Annotated in this window: 19 protein-coding genes and 1 other RNA gene; 7 read left to right on the top strand and 13 right to left on the bottom strand. The window is 62.0% G+C overall.

The window, feature by feature from the left end:
- Positions 1–73 precede the first annotated feature (73 nt).
- From SPHINGO391_RS05540 to SPHINGO391_RS05530, 3 genes are all read right to left on the bottom strand, one after another.
- Positions 74–1030: a TAXI family TRAP transporter solute-binding subunit gene (locus tag SPHINGO391_RS05540; protein WP_244615121.1), complete on the bottom strand. Its 957-nt coding sequence runs from the start codon at positions 1028–1030 to the stop codon at positions 74–76.
- 138 nt (positions 1031–1168) lie between these two features.
- On the bottom strand, positions 1169–1528 hold the full coding sequence (locus tag SPHINGO391_RS05535; RefSeq protein WP_193217201.1) for an SH3 domain-containing protein: 360 nt from the start codon (positions 1526–1528) through the stop codon (positions 1169–1171).
- Between the two features lie 154 nt (positions 1529–1682).
- Positions 1683–2243 (bottom strand): TetR/AcrR family transcriptional regulator, encoded by a 561-nt coding sequence (locus SPHINGO391_RS05530; protein WP_152007892.1) that lies wholly within the window; start codon positions 2241–2243, stop codon positions 1683–1685.
- A 146-nt stretch (positions 2244–2389) separates the two neighbouring features.
- On the opposite strand from SPHINGO391_RS05530, the gene SPHINGO391_RS05525 reads away from it, so the two are divergent.
- Together SPHINGO391_RS05525 and SPHINGO391_RS05520 are read left to right on the top strand one after the other, a co-directional pair.
- A complete protein-coding gene (locus tag SPHINGO391_RS05525; protein WP_152007891.1) occupies positions 2390–2848 on the top strand; it encodes a (2Fe-2S)-binding protein in 459 nt (152 codons plus the stop codon).
- A 1-nt stretch (position 2849) separates the two neighbouring features.
- The gene (locus SPHINGO391_RS05520) at positions 2850–5093 is read left to right on the top strand and encodes a molybdopterin cofactor-binding domain-containing protein (protein ID WP_152007890.1); all 2244 of its coding nucleotides are present in this window, start codon (positions 2850–2852) and stop codon (positions 5091–5093) included.
- A 25-nt stretch (positions 5094–5118) separates the two neighbouring features.
- On the opposite strand, the gene SPHINGO391_RS05515 is transcribed toward SPHINGO391_RS05520, so the two are convergent.
- Positions 5119–5808 carry a 5-formyltetrahydrofolate cyclo-ligase gene (locus SPHINGO391_RS05515; protein ID WP_152007889.1) on the bottom strand — a complete coding sequence of 230 codons (690 nt, stop codon included), beginning with the start codon at positions 5806–5808 and terminating at the stop codon, positions 5119–5121.
- A 181-nt stretch (positions 5809–5989) separates the two neighbouring features.
- Between SPHINGO391_RS05515 and SPHINGO391_RS05510 the strand changes: the two genes are divergently transcribed.
- The gene (locus SPHINGO391_RS05510; RefSeq protein WP_152007888.1) at positions 5990–6394 is read left to right on the top strand and encodes a DUF427 domain-containing protein; all 405 of its coding nucleotides are present in this window, start codon (positions 5990–5992) and stop codon (positions 6392–6394) included.
- A 137-nt stretch (positions 6395–6531) separates the two neighbouring features.
- Here the strand turns inward: SPHINGO391_RS05510 and SPHINGO391_RS05505 are convergent, their stop codons facing one another.
- The 3 genes from SPHINGO391_RS05505 to SPHINGO391_RS05495 all read right to left on the bottom strand — a co-directional run bounded on the left by SPHINGO391_RS05505 (position 6532) and on the right by SPHINGO391_RS05495 (position 9079).
- Complete coding sequence (locus SPHINGO391_RS05505) at positions 6532–7005, bottom strand: ferritin-like domain-containing protein (protein ID WP_152007887.1); 474 nt, start codon at positions 7003–7005, stop codon at positions 6532–6534.
- A 328-nt stretch (positions 7006–7333) separates the two neighbouring features.
- The gene (locus SPHINGO391_RS05500) at positions 7334–7933 is read right to left on the bottom strand and encodes a hypothetical protein (protein ID WP_152007886.1); all 600 of its coding nucleotides are present in this window, start codon (positions 7931–7933) and stop codon (positions 7334–7336) included.
- A gap of 120 nt (positions 7934–8053) precedes the next feature.
- On the bottom strand, positions 8054–9079 hold the full coding sequence (locus tag SPHINGO391_RS05495) for a DUF4189 domain-containing protein (protein ID WP_193217200.1): 1026 nt from the start codon (positions 9077–9079) through the stop codon (positions 8054–8056).
- A 149-nt stretch (positions 9080–9228) separates the two neighbouring features.
- Here SPHINGO391_RS05495 and SPHINGO391_RS05490 point away from each other — a divergent pair, with 149 nt between their 5' ends.
- Positions 9229–9885 (top strand): response regulator transcription factor, encoded by a 657-nt coding sequence (locus SPHINGO391_RS05490; RefSeq protein ID WP_152007884.1) that lies wholly within the window; start codon positions 9229–9231, stop codon positions 9883–9885.
- Positions 9886–11697: an ATP-binding protein gene (locus SPHINGO391_RS05485; protein ID WP_152007883.1), complete on the top strand. Its 1812-nt coding sequence runs from the start codon at positions 9886–9888 to the stop codon at positions 11695–11697.
- Positions 11698–11745: 48 nt separating this feature from the next.
- On the opposite strand, the gene rnpB is transcribed toward SPHINGO391_RS05485, so the two are convergent.
- Positions 11746–12185, bottom strand: an RNA gene (gene rnpB / locus SPHINGO391_RS05480) — RNase P RNA component class A.
- Between the two features lie 268 nt (positions 12186–12453).
- On the opposite strand from rnpB, the gene SPHINGO391_RS05475 reads away from it, so the two are divergent.
- On the top strand, positions 12454–13842 hold the full coding sequence (locus tag SPHINGO391_RS05475; protein ID WP_152007882.1) for an MATE family efflux transporter: 1389 nt from the start codon (positions 12454–12456) through the stop codon (positions 13840–13842).
- Between the two features lie 182 nt (positions 13843–14024).
- Here the strand turns inward: SPHINGO391_RS05475 and SPHINGO391_RS05470 are convergent, their stop codons facing one another.
- The 3 genes from SPHINGO391_RS05470 to SPHINGO391_RS05460 form a co-directional block, all read right to left on the bottom strand.
- Complete coding sequence (locus SPHINGO391_RS05470; RefSeq protein WP_152007881.1) at positions 14025–14537, bottom strand: transglycosylase SLT domain-containing protein; 513 nt, start codon at positions 14535–14537, stop codon at positions 14025–14027.
- 264 nt (positions 14538–14801) lie between these two features.
- Complete coding sequence (locus SPHINGO391_RS05465; RefSeq protein ID WP_152007880.1) at positions 14802–15563, bottom strand: N-acetylmuramoyl-L-alanine amidase; 762 nt, start codon at positions 15561–15563, stop codon at positions 14802–14804.
- Positions 15560–16270 carry a DnaJ family molecular chaperone gene (locus tag SPHINGO391_RS05460; protein ID WP_152007879.1) on the bottom strand — a complete coding sequence of 237 codons (711 nt, stop codon included), beginning with the start codon at positions 16268–16270 and terminating at the stop codon, positions 15560–15562. The genes SPHINGO391_RS05465 and SPHINGO391_RS05460 overlap by 4 nt, the downstream gene beginning before the upstream one ends.
- A gap of 140 nt (positions 16271–16410) precedes the next feature.
- On the opposite strand from SPHINGO391_RS05460, the gene SPHINGO391_RS05455 reads away from it, so the two are divergent.
- A complete protein-coding gene (locus SPHINGO391_RS05455) occupies positions 16411–17316 on the top strand; it encodes a DMT family transporter (protein ID WP_152007878.1) in 906 nt (301 codons plus the stop codon).
- Positions 17317–17339: 23 nt separating this feature from the next.
- Here the strand turns inward: SPHINGO391_RS05455 and SPHINGO391_RS05450 are convergent, their stop codons facing one another.
- On the bottom strand, positions 17340–18326 hold the full coding sequence (locus SPHINGO391_RS05450; protein ID WP_152007877.1) for an aldo/keto reductase: 987 nt from the start codon (positions 18324–18326) through the stop codon (positions 17340–17342).
- A 61-nt stretch (positions 18327–18387) separates the two neighbouring features.
- The gene (locus SPHINGO391_RS05445) at positions 18388–18921 is read right to left on the bottom strand and encodes a winged helix DNA-binding protein (protein ID WP_152007876.1); all 534 of its coding nucleotides are present in this window, start codon (positions 18919–18921) and stop codon (positions 18388–18390) included.
- Positions 18922–19022 lie beyond the last annotated feature (101 nt).

The following is a 19022-nucleotide window of genomic DNA, read 5'->3' as shown; positions in this document are numbered from 1 at the left end:
TTCAGGATATTGGGGGCGGATTGAGGTGAGACGTGCTTCCCGGCTTCGGCAGCCGGGCAGCAACTGCAGCTTCTTACTGCTGGTCTGCCGTCAGCTCGATCCCGGCTTCCGTGTAGTAACGGACCGCACCCGGATGCAGCTTGGTGTTGATGTTGGACATCAGCGCCGCGTCGACGCCCTTCCACCAAGGCGCGTCCTCGGCCATGGCAGCCTTGCTTTCCCAGAAGGTCTTGGTCAGCTGATAGGCGGCATCATCGCTCATCGCGGTGGTGGTGAAAGCCGCAACCGGCAGAGAGGTGGTGGCGATGTCGGCGCTCTGGCCGGCATAGGTTCCGGCCGGGATGACCAGCTTCGACCGCTTGGTTTCCGCGATCTGTTCATCGCTGAGCGACAACACGACGACATCGGTTGAGGCGGCGGCCTCGATCACGTTCGGCGCGGGCCATGAGCCGGCGGTCACGAAGCCGTCGATCTGACCGTTCTGCAGCGCCGGAACAGCGTTCGACAGCTCGACCTCGGCCAGGTTGACCTTGCCTTCAAGGCCGAACAGCTTGAGATATTTCTCGCCCTCGGTCGCGCCGAAGGACCCCTTGCCGAGCAGGATGGTCTTGCCTTCCATACCGGCGAAATCGGTCACACCGCTGTCAGCCGACATGACAAAATGCATGGTCAGCGACGGGATCGGGAACAAGGCCCGGATCTCGTCGAATTTCGGATCGCCCTTGCCCTCGAACATCGCCTTGCCACCCTGGGCAAGCCCGATCAGCGCCGGCGGGGTGGTAAAGACATAGTCGCCGCCACGCGCCTTGGCTTCCATCACGTTCTGCACCGAGCCCTGGCTTTCCTCTACCGTGACGATGATTTCGCCATCGGTGCCAGCCTTCATCGCTTCAGCCAGTTGCACGCCCATCTGGTAATAGGACGAACCGGTTTTCGCGGACTTGTAGGTGATGCGTGTTTCTGCGAACGCGCTCGATGCGAACATGCCGGCGCAAATCCCCAGCGCCAAAACCATTGTCGTGTTTTTCAATTGCTTTCTCCCAACAAGCGTTTGAATTCAGAATAGCTTCCGAACCGTGGTCTTCGCATGAAAGAAGCGGTTTCGCAATTTGCGATTATCAGCAGACCCGAATATCCGGCCGCGGTCGACCGGCCTTCAGGCGGCCTGTCAGGGACAAACCCCGCGCGCATCGACATACTTTCCCGACACCCAGCCCGATGGCATCGGCGTGCCCCACATCGGCTGCATGCAGCGACCCGACATGCAGGTGATCGCGTACCAATTTCCGCGCCGGTCGTAGACCGAAACCTCGTCGCCGCGGTAGACCTCGCCAATCTGCTGAAAGCTCGATCCCGGCCCCGTGCGCACCGCCAGAAAGCCGTTGCCGCGCGCATGGTTGTACTGGCTGATCGGCTTCACCCCGACGACATAACCGGTGCAGTCACCGGCTAGCGCCGGTCCATTCGACCATCCGGCAAACCCTGCCAGCGAGAGGGCGAACAAGGCGGATCTGATTGAAAGGGCCATAAGTGTTTCCTTCGGACATTGAGCAACATCGGCTGTCCTCAATCTGCGCACACATGCATCCCGCCGCATTGACGTGGATCAACGGCCGGAGGCGCAAGACCGCCACCATCATGCGCCGTTGCAAACCGCCCGCGCCCTATGCCGCGAGACAGGCTCAGCCCTCGCCGAGCATGATCATCACGCTGCTCTTCAATGTGGCGAGCAGGCTTTCGAGATGCTTGCCGTCGCGGGCGGTGAACTTGAAGCTCGAGGCGCTCGCGTAGAAGAAATCCGCCAGTTCCGCGGCTGTCATGCCGTGAGCGGCAAGTGCATCCCTGCGGGTGTCGAAGAGGCCCGCCAGAAGCTCGATCTTGCCTTGCTCGGCACCGAGATGGGTCGCCGCACCATCCCCGCTTCCGATCATCAGGTCGCCTGAATCCGGCATCTGCTTGATCTGGTCGAAAAACCGCACGATCGCGCAATCGAGAAAGATGTCGATCCGTTCGCTGATCGTTTCGGCGGATTGCCACGCCTCGACCACCTCGTTGATCACGCGTTCGGAGATAAGCTGCATGGCTGCCGCCATGATCTCGTCCTTGTTGGCGTAACGGGCGTAGAGCGTTGGCCGCGACATGCCTGCCTGTTCGGCAATGTCGCCCATTGTAGCCTTGCGCACGCCGTAGCGCGCAAACACCGCGATGGCGGCATCAAGAATTTTGTGGTCACGGTCTGTCATATCAATACATCTTGACAACTATTGTAATTTTGTAAAATACTTTCTTCGACGATGTCGGGAAAGCGACCAATGGCCACGCCCTGCTGCCGGTTCCGCTCCCCATATACCGCATTGACCAAACCCTGCTGCTGCTTGGAGGCGCGCCGATGAAACTCACCGTAGACGGAAAAATCCATGAGGTCGATGTCGAACCCGACATGCCGCTGTTGTGGGTGCTGCGTGACGAACTCGGCATCACCGGCGTGAAATACGGTTGCGGCATCGCCCAATGCGGCGCCTGCACCGTCCATGTGGATGGCTATGCCATCCGCTCCTGCCAGCAGCCGGTTGGCGATCTCGAGGGCGAGGTCACCACCATAAACGGCCTCGGCACACCTGACGCGTTGCATGCCGTTCAGGCGGCCTGGATCGAACATCAGGTCGCCCAGTGCGGTTATTGCCAATCTGGCCAGATCATGTCCGCTGCGGCATTGCTGGCGGAAAATCCCAACCCGAGCGACGAAGACATCGACGATGCAATGAGCGGCAATCTGTGCCGCTGCGGCACCTATCCACGCATTCGCGAAGCGGTGAAAACCGCCGCCAGAACCGTCAGGAGCGCTTGATATGGGCCGTTTGAAGACATTCACCCGCCGCGCCTTCCTGATCGGTTCCGTTGCAGTCGCCGGCGGCGTCGCCTTCGGCGCCTACATGGTCAACAAGCCGCACGCCAATCCGCTGCTGGACAATCTTGGTGACGGCGAGGCAGCCCTCACCCCTTACGTCCGCATTGACGCGGATGGCGTGACCCTGATCACCCCGCGCGCCGACAAGGGCCAGGGCGCCTACTCGGTCCAGGCCGCCCTGATCGCCGAGGAACTCGACGTCGAGCTCGACCAGGTCAGGATCGATCCCGGCCCGCCTTCGGCCGCCTACTGGAACACCGCGCTTGCCGACGAAGCCGCCACTTTCATGGCGCCCGGCGGCGGTGTGGGCGAAAGCATCGCCTACGGGGCCCTGTCTGCGGTGATGAAGACCATCGGCATGCAGATCACCGGCGGCTCCACCACCGTTCCCGACGGTTTCGTCAAGCTGCGCCAGGCCGGTGCCGTGGCCCGCGAAACCCTCAAGCTGGCCGCCGCGCAGAAGACCGGAGCAGCTGCCAGCGAGCTGAGGACCGAGGCCGGACGCGTGCTGCTTCCCGATGGGTCGTCCCTTACCTACGCCGAACTGGCACCGATCGCCGCCACCATCGACCCGCCGCAGGACATCCAATTGCGGGCACCATCCGAGTGGCGCCTGATCGGCAAGCCGATGCAGCGCGTCGACATCGTCGCCAAGTCGACCGGTACGCAAAGCTATGGCATCGACCACAAGGTCGACGGCATGGTCCACGCCGCGATCAAGCTCAACCCGGCGCAGATCGGTCCCTTGATTGGTTTTGACGCCGGTGAGGCGCTGAAGATGCGCGGCGTCAGCAATGTCGTCGCGGTCACCGGCGGCGTGGCGGCAATCGCCGACAACACCTGGCGCGCTTTCCAGGCCGCCGAGGCGGTCGAGGCCGAATGGGGGCCCGCCCCGTTCCCGGCGACAATGGATGAACACTGGCAGGCGCTCGCCGACAGCTTCACCGAGGATGCGCTCGACAGCCGCAAGCGCGATGACGGCGATGTCGAGAGCTCGATCGCCGAAACCGGAGAGATCATCAGCGCCGAATACCGCGCGCCCTACCTGGCCCATGCGCCGCTCGAACCGATCAGCGCCATCGTCCGGATCGATGAAGACGGCGCCGAGGTCTGGACCGGCACGCAGATCCCGCGCTTCATCCAGAACAATGTCGGCAAGATCGCCGGCATCGATCCGGAGAAGGTCACCGTTCATGCGCTCTACATGGGCGGCAGTTTCGGTCACCGGCTGGAGGACGAAGTGGTCAAGCAGGCCGCGGAGATCGCCGTCCAGATGAAGGGCACGCCGGTCAAGCTTACCTATTCGCGCGAAGAGGACATGAGCCACGACTTCACCCGCCAGATCGCCATGGCGCGGATGCGCGGCGTGGTCAGGGACGGCAAGGTCGAAACCTATGATCTGGGCATCGCCATGCCATCCGTCGTCGTCTCCCAGATGGGTCGCCAGGGCCTGTCTGTGCCCGGTCCCGACAGCCAGATCGTCGCCGGGGCCTGGGACCAGCCCTTCACCATCCCCAACCAGCGCGTAACCGGATACCGCGCACCCGAACTTGCACCGATCAGCTCATGGCGCTCGGTTGGCGCCTCCTCGAACGGCTTCTTCTACAATGCCGGCCTCGACGAGCTGATCCATGCCGCCGGTGCCGATCCGATGGAGGAGCGGCTGCGGCTGTGCACCAATCCCGAGGCCCGCAAGGTGCTCGAGGCGGTTGCCGAAATGTCGGGATGGGACGGCGTGCTCGGCGATGGCCGCGGCCGCGGCGTGGCGCTGACCCAGTCCTTCGGCGTTCACTGCGCCGAGGTGATCGAGGTCAGCAACACCGAATACGGCATCAGGATCGACAAGGTTTGGGTTGCCGCCGAAGTCGGCACCGTCGTCGATCCGGTCAATTTCGACAATCTGGTCAAGGGCGGCGTTGTCTTCGCACTCGGCCATGCCATGAACTGCGAGATCACCTACACCGACGGCATCGCCGACCAGAACAATTTCGACAGCTTTGAGGGCATGCGCATGTATCAGTGCCCGGCAATCGAGGTGCGCGGGCTGGAAAACGGCGATCGTGTGCTCGGCATCGGCGAACCACCGGTTCCGCCCGCTGCCGCGGCACTGGCCGGCGCCATCTTCGCCGCGACCGGAACAAGGTTGCGGGAAATGCCCTTCAGCAAGTTCGTCGACTTCGCCTGAGCCGCCCGAAACTGACCACCCGGCTTCATCCGCCGGGCGGCTTCGTCAGCCTGAAGAAGTGGTCGGAGACCGTCCCGTCACCCAGCACCACCTTGTGCATCGGAACATCCCAGGGCATCGGGAAGATCGTCTTGATCCGCGCGAACGCCTGACCGACGCCGATGATCAGCACCTCGCCGTCAAGCCGCGCCAGCGTCCGGTCGTAGTAGCCACCGCCATTGCCAAGCCGGTATCCGCGCTCATCCACACCGAGAAGCGGAACGATCACCACGTCCGGTGTCACCGGATCCGGCTCTGCCGGCACGGGAATATGCCAGATCCCCTTGGCCATGACGCATCCCGGGCTCCAGCGATGAAACTCCACCGGATGGTTCTTCTCCACCACGACAGGCAGGCCGATCTGCGCACCACGGTCGCTGGCCGCGGCCATCCAGCCATGCAGGTTGACCTCGCCACGGATCGGCCAGAAGGCGGCGATCCTCCGCCCCGCCACATCGCCAAGTATCTCGTCCAGCCGCAAGGAGATGGCGGTCGAAGCAGATTTCCGCTCGTCGGCGGACTGGTTCTGACGGGCGACGTACAACCGCTTGCGCTCGGATTTCCGGAAGGTCGAGACATCGTTCCAGGTCTGCGGATCGACGACGTGGCCGTCGACCAGCATATGCGCAAGGCAGACCGTGGAACCCGGCGTTTCGTCTTCGTCTTCATGGCTCATGACAGTGATTAAACACCCCGCACGAGGCCATTCACAAGTCTGATTGCGGCATGCCTCGTCTCACCGGCCTGTTTGGAGGATCATCCGCACATCAGCGCGCTTGTGATATCAAAGCAGCCGGGATGCTGGTAAGACAGTGAGCGCGATCACACGCCCGCCACCTCAAACCACAGGCGAGACCATGCAAGGCTCAGAATCCGGCGACGCCAACGTCCCTTCGCTCGAAGGGGCCATTCGAAACCCAAACAACCCGAACCATTTCATGGTCATCAGGCCAATCCGGCGAGCCGTAAGCGTTCATGTCGGCGACACGCTGATTGCGCAAACGCATGACGCGCTCCGCGTCTTGGAGATGGGCAAGTCCCTCTACGATCCAGCCATATACATCCCTGCGTCTGATATCATTCCCAGTCTCGAACCCGTCGACAAATCCACCCACTGCCCGCTCAAGGGCGATGCGAGCTACGTTTCGTTCAACGGCAACGAGATCGCCTGGACCTACGACCGGCCGCTTGAGGGCTCCCGGCAACTCGCGGGACATTTCGCCTTCTGGCCGGACAAGGTCAGGATCACGGAAGGCGACTGAGTTCACACGCCGACTCCCCCCTCCTGCCATCCTTCATGTGGCTTGCCTCGAACAAGCTGCGGGAGTACGGCATAGAACCGTCCTCCCGCAGCAAGCCTTAGCGCACGCAGCATGGCAGTGCGCAGATCCTGATTGCCCTATTCTTCGTTGATCGATGAAACCGCCAGGTTGGTCAGCTTGCTGTTGGCGGCCTTTTCCTCGTCGAGGATCCGGGTGAGCAGGTCATGGGCTTCACTGTGGCCAAGCACCTTTGCCCATTCTCGCAAGGTACCGTAACGGGCGATTTCATAATGCTCGACGGCCTGGGCGGCAGCAATCAGCGCGGCGTTCTTGGCCACGCCGGTGGCCTCGTCGATGATGCCGTCGGTTTCCTTGATCAGACCTTCGATGGCATCGCATTTTTCGCCGGAAGCGGTCTTGCCGATCGACTTGAAGACCTTCTCCAGTGTCTTGATCTGGCCCTTGGTTTCTTCAAGATGCTCGCCGATCGCATCCTTCAGCTTCTTGCCGTTGGCGGCTTGCTGGACCTTCGGAAGCGCTTTCACCAGCGCGTTCTCGGCGTAGTAGATGTCTTTCAGAGTGTGTTCGAATGCATCGGACAGGGTCTTCATGGCGTGTTTCCTTTGAAAATGATTTTGGGCGGCATGGTTTCGGAGCAGTCAATATGAGAACGACCTGTTCCCGGAAATGAGGGTGATCGCCGTCCTGTCTGCGCTCAACGAAGTTGCTGATGATTGGTTCCCGGCATCACGGTGCAACCGGGCCCCGCACCGTTCAGAGGCTGCCTGCCTCACTCTGGCGCGGAACACGCCAGTTCCGTGGCAGAGCGAAAGATTTGGAACGATCGGGATAAACACCAAAAAGACCTGGGGCACCACGGCGAGCTGAGCTGCGCCGGGTGCACCAGGTCCCTGTCACAAGCCGGACCAGTGGCTTGAGTTAGAATTTCACTTTAAGGCCGGGCGACAAAAGCACCGTGGTCCGGTTGGTCTGAGCACCGAAGGTGCGGCCGACCTCGGCTTTCATCGTCAGGTAAACCCGGTCCTGGACAAGGCTGTAGTCCAGTTCCACGCCGCCATAGACCGCATTGGCATTGTCGGTGAGCTTGGTGGTTGCGCCAACGCCGGTCACGGTCGTCTGGGTAAAGTAGCGCCGCAGGCCCACATAGGGCGCGATGCCCACCTGCTCCATCTGCTTGCGCGCCTTGACGAAGCCGCCAACCGAGGCAACCCGTGTGCTGGTGGTCATGGTGCCCGTGGTCTTCTTGCCATTGCCAAGAGTGTGAAACACGTTCAGGCCACCGCAAAGATCGAACCCGCCAGCATTGGCGCGGCAGACCTCGCCGCTGGCATCAACACCGTAATAGGTCTTCGCCACATTCGACGAACCGCTGAAGATCAGCGCGCTGCCGCCGATCGTGCCGTTGAAATAGAGATCGCCGGAAGACATCAGCGCTCCATCCTGGGCCTGTGCGGCGGTCGAAAGGGCCAGTCCTGCGGCGACCACTACTCCTGCGGTCAGATAAGATGCGAGCTTCATGACATACTCCTGCTCAAGATCACGATGGAGCCAAACTACCCGCCCGGCCTCTCAGCCTGAATGTATGGAATCATACACTTCTGTCGTTTTGCGACCGGCGGCCTTGCGGCACTCCTCGATTCAGCGGCAATGCGAATAACGGATCGCGCAGGATCCTTCGGCATTGCTGCAAAATCCCATGGCGAAGCTTTCAGCGGCCCGCTTGCTGTTTCCCGCACCGAACCAGTTGCCGTTGCGATTGCCGCCCGCCAGCGCATGGCACTGGGCCTGTGTCATGTCCTCGATGCCGCAGGAAGCATCGCCGCAATACTGCATCGCGTAAGACTGTGCTTCCTGGCGGCTGGCCCCGGCACCGTGGCCGAACCGCCCGTTCGCGCCAATGGCAAAGGCCATCCAGCCACCGCCGCTCGCGACCGTCTGGACCGGGGCCGGCGCCTGACTGCGAAGCAGCGATGCGCAGTCACCAAACATGCCCGCGATCGCGCCTCCGTCCGAGCACATGATGCCGCCCCACTGGTAGGCAACCCCGCTGCCGTGCCGGATCTCGAACCAGTCATAGCCATCGAACCGGACACCGGTATTGGCCTGCACCGTCACCGGCGCGCCCTCCGCAAGGCTGCCGACGGCTGAAAAATTGGTTCCTGGCCCGTTGCGCAGTTTGCCACCGAGCGAGCGTGCCGGGGCGTTGCCAAGCATTGTCTCATTGCCGCCGACAGCGCCGGAAGCATGGGTCTGCTCCATCGCGCGTTCGGCGCAGGGAACCGGTGCGTCGTTCGGATACTGCTTGAAGCGAAGCCGGGCATCGGTGCCCTTGCCGAAGAAGCTGTAGCTGCGGCTGTCGAAGCTGAACCCGCTGGCCACGCGCTGCTCCCGCGCGGTTTCGGTTTGCGCCGCCGACTCCGCCGCGCTGATGTATTCGCTTTTGGGAGCGATCCGCGCGGTGGAGTTTCCGTCAACCCAGAACACTTCAACCTCGTAGAAGACGTCACCCTCGGGTTCGCACTCATAGACCGTAAGCTCCGAGGCCTGAGCGGCTGGCATCGCTGCTGTCAGCACTGCGCCGAGCGCCACTGCCATGCTGCCGGTGACAAGCAGCATGCGACGGAAGCTTCGCAGGGCGGAAATGCGAGGAGAGTGGACAGACATGGCAGTATTCCCGATCATGGTTTGGTCTTGGTCGGGCGAAATCTATTGCCGGCTCGGGGGCAGGCACAATAGATGGATTAATACATGCAAGCCTGGCTGTTCCTTTGCTAGACTTGCCACCATGCACACTCTCGTAATCGACCCGCATCATGGCTGAAACTGTTTCTCACTCCGTTCTCATTGTCGAAGACAGGCGCGAGATCGCGCTGCGGCTCAAGTCAGCCATCGAGAAGACGGACGAACTCAGCGTCTGCGCCATCGCCGATGACGTCGACGGCGGCCTCAACCAGCTGTACGCGCACAGGCCCCGCATCGTGCTCGTCGATCTCGGCCTTCCCGACGGCTCCGGCATCGAGGTGATCAGGGCTGTCTCCGGGGCTGACTGGACCTGCGAAGCCCTCGTCGTCAGCATCTTCGGCGACGAGGCACGCGTAATCGATGCCCTGCGAGCCGGCGCCCGCGGCTACGTGCTCAAGAGCGGATCGCTGGCCGCCATCGGCAAGGACGTACTGTCGGTAATCGAGGGCGGCAGCCCGATAAGCCCGCAGATTGCCCGTCATCTGCTGGCCATGGTCAGTTCGGGCACCGCCGGATCCTCCGAAGGAGCCCCGCAGATCGATCTGACCAATCGCGAAACCGAGATCCTCAATGCCGTCGCCAAGGGCTACAAGCGCCGCGAGATCGGAGAAAAGCTCGGCATCTCCACCGGGACCGTCGGCAACCACATCAACAACATCTACCAGAAGCTCAACGTCAATTCGAACACCGAGGCCATTGCCCGGGCGACACGCATGGGGCTTCTCTAGGTGCAGAACAGCCACACGCTTCTTGCCGTCCTCGCCTGGATCGCAGCCATTGCAGGGCTGATCTGGGCATTGAATATCGGTGCCATCAAGCCGATCGACCCTGCGGTGATGCTGACCGCGGGAGAGGTCTGTGAAACACCCGGATGCGCGCAACCCCGCGACATTGAGCTTCCTCATCATTTTCCCGCACGCCATGCCGCCGGCCACGAAACCCGGCACCTGCGCTTTGATCTGTCCCTGCCAAAGATCCCCGACAGTCTCCAGGCGCTCTATCTGCCGAGTTACGCCGACGAAGTCTTTGTCAGCGTCAACGGCGCACAGGTTTACGGCAACGAACTCACCGACCGCCAGCCTGCACGGATGTGGAACATCCCGGTGCTGGCGACGGTTCCGCAAAGCCTGTTGCAGCCCGGTCAGAACCGGATCGAGATCACCCTCTACGGCTATCCTCAGGAAGGCCTGGTGCTCGAGCCCTTCCATTTCGGCGAAGCACAGCTTCTCACTCCGCACTACAATTGGCGGTTCATCACCAGCGCCGGGATGGCGCGCTTCAATCTCGGCTTCATGACCATAGCCGGAATCATGCTTGGCATCATCTGGTTCGCCCGGCGCAGCGAACCGATCTACGCGCTGCTGGCCACCTCCTGCGGCTTTGCCTGCATCATCTGCATCCATTTCGGCTTCGACACCAGTGCCATCGGCTACCGTTGGTGGACCCTGATCTGGCAGGTCTCGGTGAGTGTCTATGTGTTGCTGATCTTCAAGTTCTGCAACCACTATATCGGCGAGGACCTCAAACCGCTGGAGACCGTCAGCCTTGTGTTCATCATGGCCGAAATCGTGATCGGCGCCCTCGTTCCCGCGCCCTACCTCTTCGACACCCTGCTGCTTTTCAAGCTGCATCCGGCGATCCTGTCGTTCCTGGTGCTGGCGGTACTGCTTGGCAACAGGAGCAAGATCGACAAGCCCGACCTGCGCATCTTCTTCTTCTTTCTCTCGATGGCCTCGGCCATGGGCGTCTATGAACTCTACATCACCGCGGTCGTGGATCCGGGGCGCAATCAGCACATCTTCCAGTTCATGCCGCTGGCCATGCTCTGCGTCTGTCTCTGGCTGGTGATCTCACGCTTCATGCTGTCGCTGCGCAGCTACGAGGAACTGACCGGAACGCTCAAGCAAACCGTCGCGGCCAAGACCGAGGAATTGCGTCTCACCTACGAGAAACTCGGCCAGGCCGAACGTTTGAAAGCGATCAACAACGAGCGCCAGCGCATCATGCTCGACCTGCACGACGGCATCGGCGGCCAACTGGTCAACACGCTGGCTTACATGCAGAACAACGAAAAGGGCGACGCGGTCATCAAGACAGCACTTGAAGACGCGTTGCGCGACCTGTCACTGATGCTTGACAGCCTCGAGACCGATGCCAGCATCTCGACGTTGCTCGGCATGCTGCGCACCCGTCTGGAAACGCTTCTGGCCGAACATGCGCTCGAATTCGACTGGCGCATTGATGATGAACCGGAACTGCCCCATCCCGGCCCGTCGCAGAATCTCAACCTGCTCCGGATCGTCCAGGAGAGCATCACCAACATCATCAAGCACGCCGAAGCCAGTATCATCACCATCGCCTCTGACCGCAATTCGATCAGCATCAGTGACAATGGAAAGGGTTTCGACCCGAGGCCGGACGGCCGCAGGCACCATGGCCACGGCCTCGCCGGCATGCGTCGCCGCGCCGAAAGCATCGGCGCCGATTTCGACCTCAGCAGCGATCCAGGTGGCACAACGATACGGCTGGTCTGGCGTTGAGCCGCGCCACACGCACCCTCGCCGCCGCGGGTTGCCGATCAGATTGAAATCGCCAGCCGGCCTGTAAGCCGGGTTCTGTATGGCCCTGGCCCTTGCGGACCAGAACGTGGCAGCCATTCCTCTGGGATACGCATTGCTGCGCACCTCAAGCAACCTACCCGGATGATCAACCCCGGAAAAAGGGCCGGGCTTGCGCCCTGCGTCATCCCTATTCGGTTTTGCTCCCGGTGGGGTTTACCGTGCCGCTTCCGTTGCCGGTCGCGCGGTGGGCTCTTACCCCACCCTTTCACCCTTACCCCGCCGCCTCAGTGCCGCTCGACCGTGGGATCGGATCCGGCAATCAGGTGGCGGGGCGGTTTGCTTTCTGTGGCACTTTCCCTGGGGTCGCCCCCGCCGGATGTTATCCGGCACCGCTTATCCGTGGAGCCCGGACTTTCCTCACCCTGCTGTCTTTCGACGCTGCAGGGCGCGGCTGCCCGGCCGACTGGCGCGCCCTCCTTAGACCACCGTAGCACGAATGGCCAGAACAATAGCGGCTGCCCGCGCCCCGGGTTCCGCCTGCGCAAGATCGACAATTGACAAATCCAGCATCGGGGCCTATCGAGCCCGCAGGGTGAAGGCCCCTGCCGCTCGCTGGCTTGTCCATGGTGAAGCCCTTTGCATCAAAGTCTCATCCACCGATTTCAGTTGAATGCGGTCCGATGGCAACGCGAGCACCCTTCCTGATCCGCATCCAGACACTGAAAGAGGTTTGTGATGACAGGATTGTCCACACCCCACGATAACATCTATCTTGCCGGATCATTGCCGGCACTGTTTGCGAAAACCGCCACCCCGATCATTGTCGTCATGGGCGTCAATGGCCTTTTCACCGTGGTCGACGCCTATTTTCTGGGTGCCTATGTCGGAGCGGACGCGCTGACAGCGGTCACCCTGATGTTCCCGCTCTACATGCTTCTGGTCGCGCTCGCGACTCTGGTCTCGAACGGCTTCGCCAGCGTCTTCGCGCGCATGATCGGCGGCGGCGAGCGGAACAGCGCAAGTATCGTGTTCGCCCAGGCCGTTCAACTGGCGCTGGTTGTCTGCGCCATGCTGATCGCACTGTTTCTGCTCGTGGGCGACGCACTCAGCCTGATGGCCGCCAATGGCGACACCGCTTTGGCCGGGATGGGCTATACCTATATCTCCATCCTGATCCTGTCTTCGCCGCTGGTCTTCGTGCTCTCGATCAACATCGCCGCCCTGCGCAGCGAGGGCCTGCTCACCGCCATGGCAGCAATCACGCTGATGTCGGCATTGCTCAACATCGGCTTCGACTATGTCTTCATCGTCGAACTTGGTGCAGGCGTCGCCGGTTCGGCCTATGGAACCGTGCTGGCAGAGCTCTGTTCAATGCTGGCCGTGATCCTCTACCGGAGATCTGCCGGGCGGAGAACTATGGCCCCGAGACTTCCCGCCTGGCCCGGAGCCGGACATTGGGGCGAATTGCTGGCACTCGGCGCGCCCTCGAGCCTCGGCTATATCGGCATGTCGCTGTCGGCGGGCCTGACACTCTACTGCCTGCAGCTCTGGGCGGCGGAGACCTATGCCGCAACGGCAGGCGCGTTCGGCATCATCACCCGGCTGATCACCTTCACCTTCCTGCCATTGCTGGGGCTGAGCATGGCGTTCCAGACCATAGCCGGCAACAATTTCGGCGCCAGACTGCCAGTGCGAACCGACAGGAGCATCAAGATTGCTGTCCTGCTCGCCCTGGTCTATTGCATCATCGTGGAGCTGGTCTTTCTCGGCACCCGTTCCCAGATCGGCTACATCTTCATTGAGGATCACGCCATCGTCGGCGAGATCGCCCGGATCCTGCCCTACATCGTCCTGACCACCTTCATCTTCGGTCCGGTGATGATGATCGGGTCCTACTTCCAGGCGATCGGTGATGCGCCCAGAGCAGCGCTGCTGGGCCTGTCGCGAACATACATGTTCGCGCTGCCCCTGACCTTCACGCTGCCGTTCTGGTTTGGTGAACCGGGCATATGGTACGCGGGCATTGTCGCCGAGCTGCTGGTGTTGATCACGACCATGCTCGTGCTCATGCATCGCAAACGGCGAACTGGAAATCGCTGGGGGCTCCTCGAAGCACGGGGCTGAACGCCGGACCAGCCACACGGAGCCATCGGCTGTTCGCCAGAAGGCTTGCCGGACACTTCACCTGCAAACGCAAAGCGACCGCCAGAAATGGCGGTCGCTCATTCTGTTCTGTTTTCCGGAACCTTTTTCACCAAACTGCGTTTTGAGATGACCAGGTTGATGAAAGAGGGGCACCTCCAGCCTTATTTCATCAGCCTGGCAACCTTGCCGCAGTAGCGCTTGGAAACGGGATTCATCCGTTTTGCGCCATGGCCAGCATTGTATTTGAGTATGGTGCCGCAGGTGCTGCCGCCGCCAAGCTCATGCGCCTTGGCAAGATACAGCATGCCGTACTTGATGTTTGTCTCTGGGTCATAGAGCCCTTTGGAAGACCCGCGATATCCCATCATCCGCGCGGTCGCTGGCTTGATCTGCATCAGCCCGATTTCTCCCGCCGCTCCGCGCGCCGTCGGCCTGTAATTGCTTTCCACCGAAATCACCGCATGGGCCAGCGCCTCGGGCACTCCGTGGCTCTTGGCGTAGCTTGAAATCAGTTTCCCGTAGGGCCGCGTTGAATAACCAAAGCTCATGCTCGAGCTCTTGATCTTGCCATTCGATATCGAGCCGGTCGTCTCGTTGGAGGTGCCGGTGGTTTCGCAGCCCGAGAGCGCAAGTGAGAGCAAGGCCGCCGCGGCAGCCGTGAAAATGAGACGCATGTTTTTAGATCACTCCGATAGCGCCATGCCCGAACGTTCATCGATGAGGACGGGTCATACCCTTGGCGCGTTGCTTTTCAGTCCGGAACCGTGACCGGCTTATGCCGTTGCCCGTTCCGTGCGTGGAAGCCACCTCAATCAGGGCGCAGGCCGGCGTATTTATGGCCGGCAACCCAAAAAATGCTGCATCGCAATAAACTTAGATGTCAGAGTGTAACACTGCGCCCGGTCCGCGGAGGGTGACCGGCTGCGTCTGAAAGGAGCTTACGCAACCGTCGGAAGCGCGCTCAGCAGCTTGTGCAGGGTGCCAATGGTCGAGGCGTCGGCGATGCCGTCGACCCGCTGGGGACGGAAGTGCCGTTGGAAAGCCCGCACCGCCGCAGCCGTCTCGGCATTGAAGGCCCCGTCCACGCTCACCTGATAGCCGTACAGCGCCAGCATGGTCTGCAGCGCCTCCACCGGCTGGCCCGCATCGCCTTCCTGGAAAAACCGTCCGCCGCCCACCGGCAACGGTTCGACCCAGTGGCCGATGCCCTCTTGATGAAGCTTTTGCCAGGGGAAGTTTTCGCCCGGATCCTGCTTGCGCATCGGCGCGATGTCGGAATGGGCCAGCACCCGCTCGGCTGAAATCGCGTGGCGTTCGATGATGTCGCGGCACAGCGCGATCACCGCCCGGATCTGCGCCTCCTCGAAATCCGGCGAACCGGCATCGTGGCCGGGATTGGCGATCTCGATGCCGATCGAGGACGAGTTGATGTCGGTCTCACCCTTCCAGCAGCTCTGGCCCGCATGCCATGCCCGGGCGGTTTCGGGCAGCAGCTGGGTCACCACTCCGGCCTCGTCGACGAAGTAATGCGAGGACACCTGGCTCTCCTCGGAGCACAACCAGTCCAGCGCGGCCTGGGCGGTCGGCATGCCGGTATAATGCAGGATGAGCATGTCAGGGGTACGCCCGCCCTTGCGCTCGCCACAATTGGGGGACGGGCAAATCCGTGCGGAGCTGTAGTCGGGATCGAAGGCACTCATGCGGCGGCGCGGGCTTTCTCGATCACCGAGAACGCATCATTGAGCGTCGCCATCCTGTCATTGGCGATGGTCAGGAATTCCTCGGGCACACCACGAGCGCGCAGCCGGTCGGGGTGGCTTTCCGAGGCAAGAGCCCGGTAGCGCTTCTTCACCTCTTCGAACGGCGCAGTCTCGGGCAGGCCGAGCACCGCATAGGGATCGATGCCGTCGGGATGAACGTGACGGGCCATGATGCGCTCGAAATAGGCTTCGTCGAAGTGGAAGATATCGGCCACGTCGGCGATGAATTCGAGCTCCTTGTGGTGGATCACCCCATCCGCCTTGGCGATGTGAAACAACCCGTCGAGCACATCCTCGAGCATGGCGCAATTGGCCTCGCCCGAGCCGCACATGCCCGCCACCCGCTGTGCATAGGCCTGGTAGCCGGCGACATCCTGCTTGGCGAGATTGTAAAGCCGCGCCACATTGTTCGCCTCGGCCTGCGGGATCGCGAAGATTTCCTGGAAGGCGCGCACTTCTTCCGGCGCCACGATGCCGTCGGCCTTGGCCATCTTCGCCGACAGCGCGATGACAGCCACCGAAAACGCCACCTTGCGCCGTGTTTCAGGATCGCCGGCGAACACCGTGCGCACGGCTTCGATCACGCCCGAAAAGGCGGTGGAAGCGGTTTCGCCAATGGCGTCAAACAGGCGGCTGAACAAGGACATTGAACCTTCTTACGTGATTTGGTCTCAAAAATCGAGTATGGCGCAATGCACAATCGTTGAACGATGCATTTCGCATCGCGATCGGTTCCATCGCCGGAATTCGTTGGACCCGCGCCGGATCGCCCCGTAATGCCGTTGTCATGACAGATACACCGCTTCCCTCCGCGCCAACCCCGAAGGCCTCCGCCCACCCGCTCACCGGCATGGCGCTCGGCTTCATCGGGGTCGTCATCTTCGGCGCCACCCTTCCGATCACCCGCATCGCCCTCGAGGGGTTCTCGCCGGCCTTCATCACTTTCTGCCGTGCGGCCATCGCCGCCTCGGTGGCGGGCGTCACGCTTGCCCTTCTGAGAAAACCCTTCCCGCGCCAGCATTCGCTCTCGTTTTTTCTTGCAGGCCTGTTGCTGGTCTATGGCTTCCCGGCTTTTTCAAGCGTCGCGATGCAGACCGTGCCCGCATCCCATGGCGGGGTGGTGCTGGGCGTGCTGCCGCTGATGACCGCCACCTTCGCAGCCCTTTTCGGCGGCGAGCGGCCCGGCCTCGCCTTCTGGGCATGGAGCCTGACCGGGGCGGCACTGGTGCTGGTCTTTTCCCTCTCCGGCGCCGACATCGAGCCCGGCATCGGAGATTTCTGGCTCGCTTGCGCCGCCCTGTCGGCCTCCTGCGGCTACGTCATTTCCGGCAAGCTCGCCCGCACCCGGTCGGGATGGGAAGTGATCAGTTGGGCACTGGTGGTCACCGCGCCGCTGTCGCTGGCGGGCACGGTTTTTACCTGGGAAAGCGGCATCATCCGGCCCGACGGCCATGCGCTCGCAGCACTCGCCTATCTCTCGCTCGGCTCGATGTTCGCCGGCTTCATCTTCTGGAACCAGGGTCTCGCCATCGGCGGCATTGCCCGTGTCGGCCAGGTGCAACTGTTGCAGAGCTTCGTCACGCTCGGCCTTTCGGCCCTTTTGCTGGGCGAAACCGTCACCCCGGTCATGCTCGGCTTCGCGCTCGCCGTCGGTATCGTCGTCTGGTGCGGCCGCAAGGCCAAGGTCGGGTGAAGAAGGCTTAGAGCCGATCATCTTTAGCTGTGCCCCGCCACCTCGCGCGGCTTGTAGGCGCCTTCGAGCAGCCGGATCGAAGCCGCGTCGAGCTTCACGTCAAGCGCACCGATAGCTTCCTCAAGCTGGCCGATCTTGGTGGCGCCGACAATCGGTGATGTGACGTAGGATTTCGACAGCACCCAGGCATAGGCCACCTGGGCCGGCTTGACGCCGAGTTTGTCGGCAACCTTCTCGACCCGCGACAGGATGGCGTAGTCCTGAGCCGAGCCGAAATAGCCCTGCGCCATCTTGTCGGTCGCGGCCCGGTTGGTGGCCTGTCCCTCCTTCGGCCGGTTGCCGGCCAGGAACCCGCGCGCGATCGGCGACCAGGGCACGACGCCCACCCCTTCCGAGGCGCAATAGGGCATCATCTCGCGCTCTTCCTCGCGGTAGGCGAGGTTGTAGAAATTCTGCATGGCGACGAAGGGCTGGTAGCCGCGCGCCTTCTGCATTTCCCTGAGCTTCGCAAACTGCCAGGTCCACATCGAGGAGGCGGCGACATAGCGCACCTTGCCGGCCTGGATCACGGCTTCGAGGGCCGCAAGCATCTCTTCATGCTCCGTGTCGGGATCGAGGCGGTGGATGTAGAGCAAGTCGATGTAATCCATGTCGAGACGGCCGAGCGACTGGTCGACCTGATCGAAGATGTGCTTGCGCGACAGCCCCCGGTCATTCGGCCGGCCGTCACTCATCCTCAGGCCCACCTTGGTCGCCACCACGATCTCGTCGCGCCGGGCATAGGCCTTGAGCGCCTTGCCGGTGATCTTCTCGGAATCACCGTAATTGTAGTGGTTCGCCGTGTCGAAGAAATTGATCCCGCTCTCGACCGCCTTGCGGAAGAACGGCTGCGCCTCGTCTTCCGGGATCACCCACGGGTGCGTCGGCCCGCCCGGGGTGCCGAAGCTCATGCAGCCAAGGCACAGCGGCGAAACCTTAAGGCCTGTCTTTCCAAGCCGGACGTATTCCATGTGCCTTCTCCTGTGTCATTTGAAAATGTGGCGCGACGATAGGCAGCCGGCCGGCCCGGGGTCAATAGCTGGCGGCGGCCCGCGAGGCCTGGTCGTACTGGCCCGACATCACCCGCATCAGCGCCGCGATCTCGCTGACCCGCGTCTCGTCGAGACCAAGTGACTTGACTGACTCAATCAACAGCTTCTCCCGCAGATCGCGGTAGCGCAGGCAGAGATCGGCCCCCGCCCTGGTGATCCGCGCGGTCTTTTCCTTGCCGCGGCGGCCGGATTCCACCAGCCCCAGCGCTTCGAGCTTCTTCAGTGCATAGGCCACCACGTGGGTGTCCTCGATGTTGAACATCATGCACAGTTCCGACTGGCTCTTGTCGCGCTCGCGGTGATTGACCGCATGCAGGATCTGCACCTCGATCGCCGACAGCCCCTCGCCGCCCGCGGCGGACGTGCAGCGCGTGATCCAGCGCTGGAAGGCATTGCTCAGGATCACAAGTGCGAATTCCATTTCGGAAAGTGCAGGCAAGCCGCCATCGGCCAGATGCGACGCCGAAACAATCGGGCCGATGCCCTTCTGGGTTGCGGAATCCTGTCGGGCCATTTTTCACTCACATTTTATCGACAAAATATTGACGTTATGCTGACAATAAGCATTATACGCGGACAAGAGCCGCTGTCCATGGCAAGATCCGGAGCGGCGAG

Source organism: Hoeflea sp. EC-HK425, assembly GCF_902498795.1.
Lineage (GTDB): Bacteria > Pseudomonadota > Alphaproteobacteria > Rhizobiales > Rhizobiaceae > Hoeflea > Hoeflea alexandrii.
The sequence above is the reverse complement of the archived record's forward strand: the minus strand, read 5'-3'. Positions and strand labels throughout refer to the sequence as shown.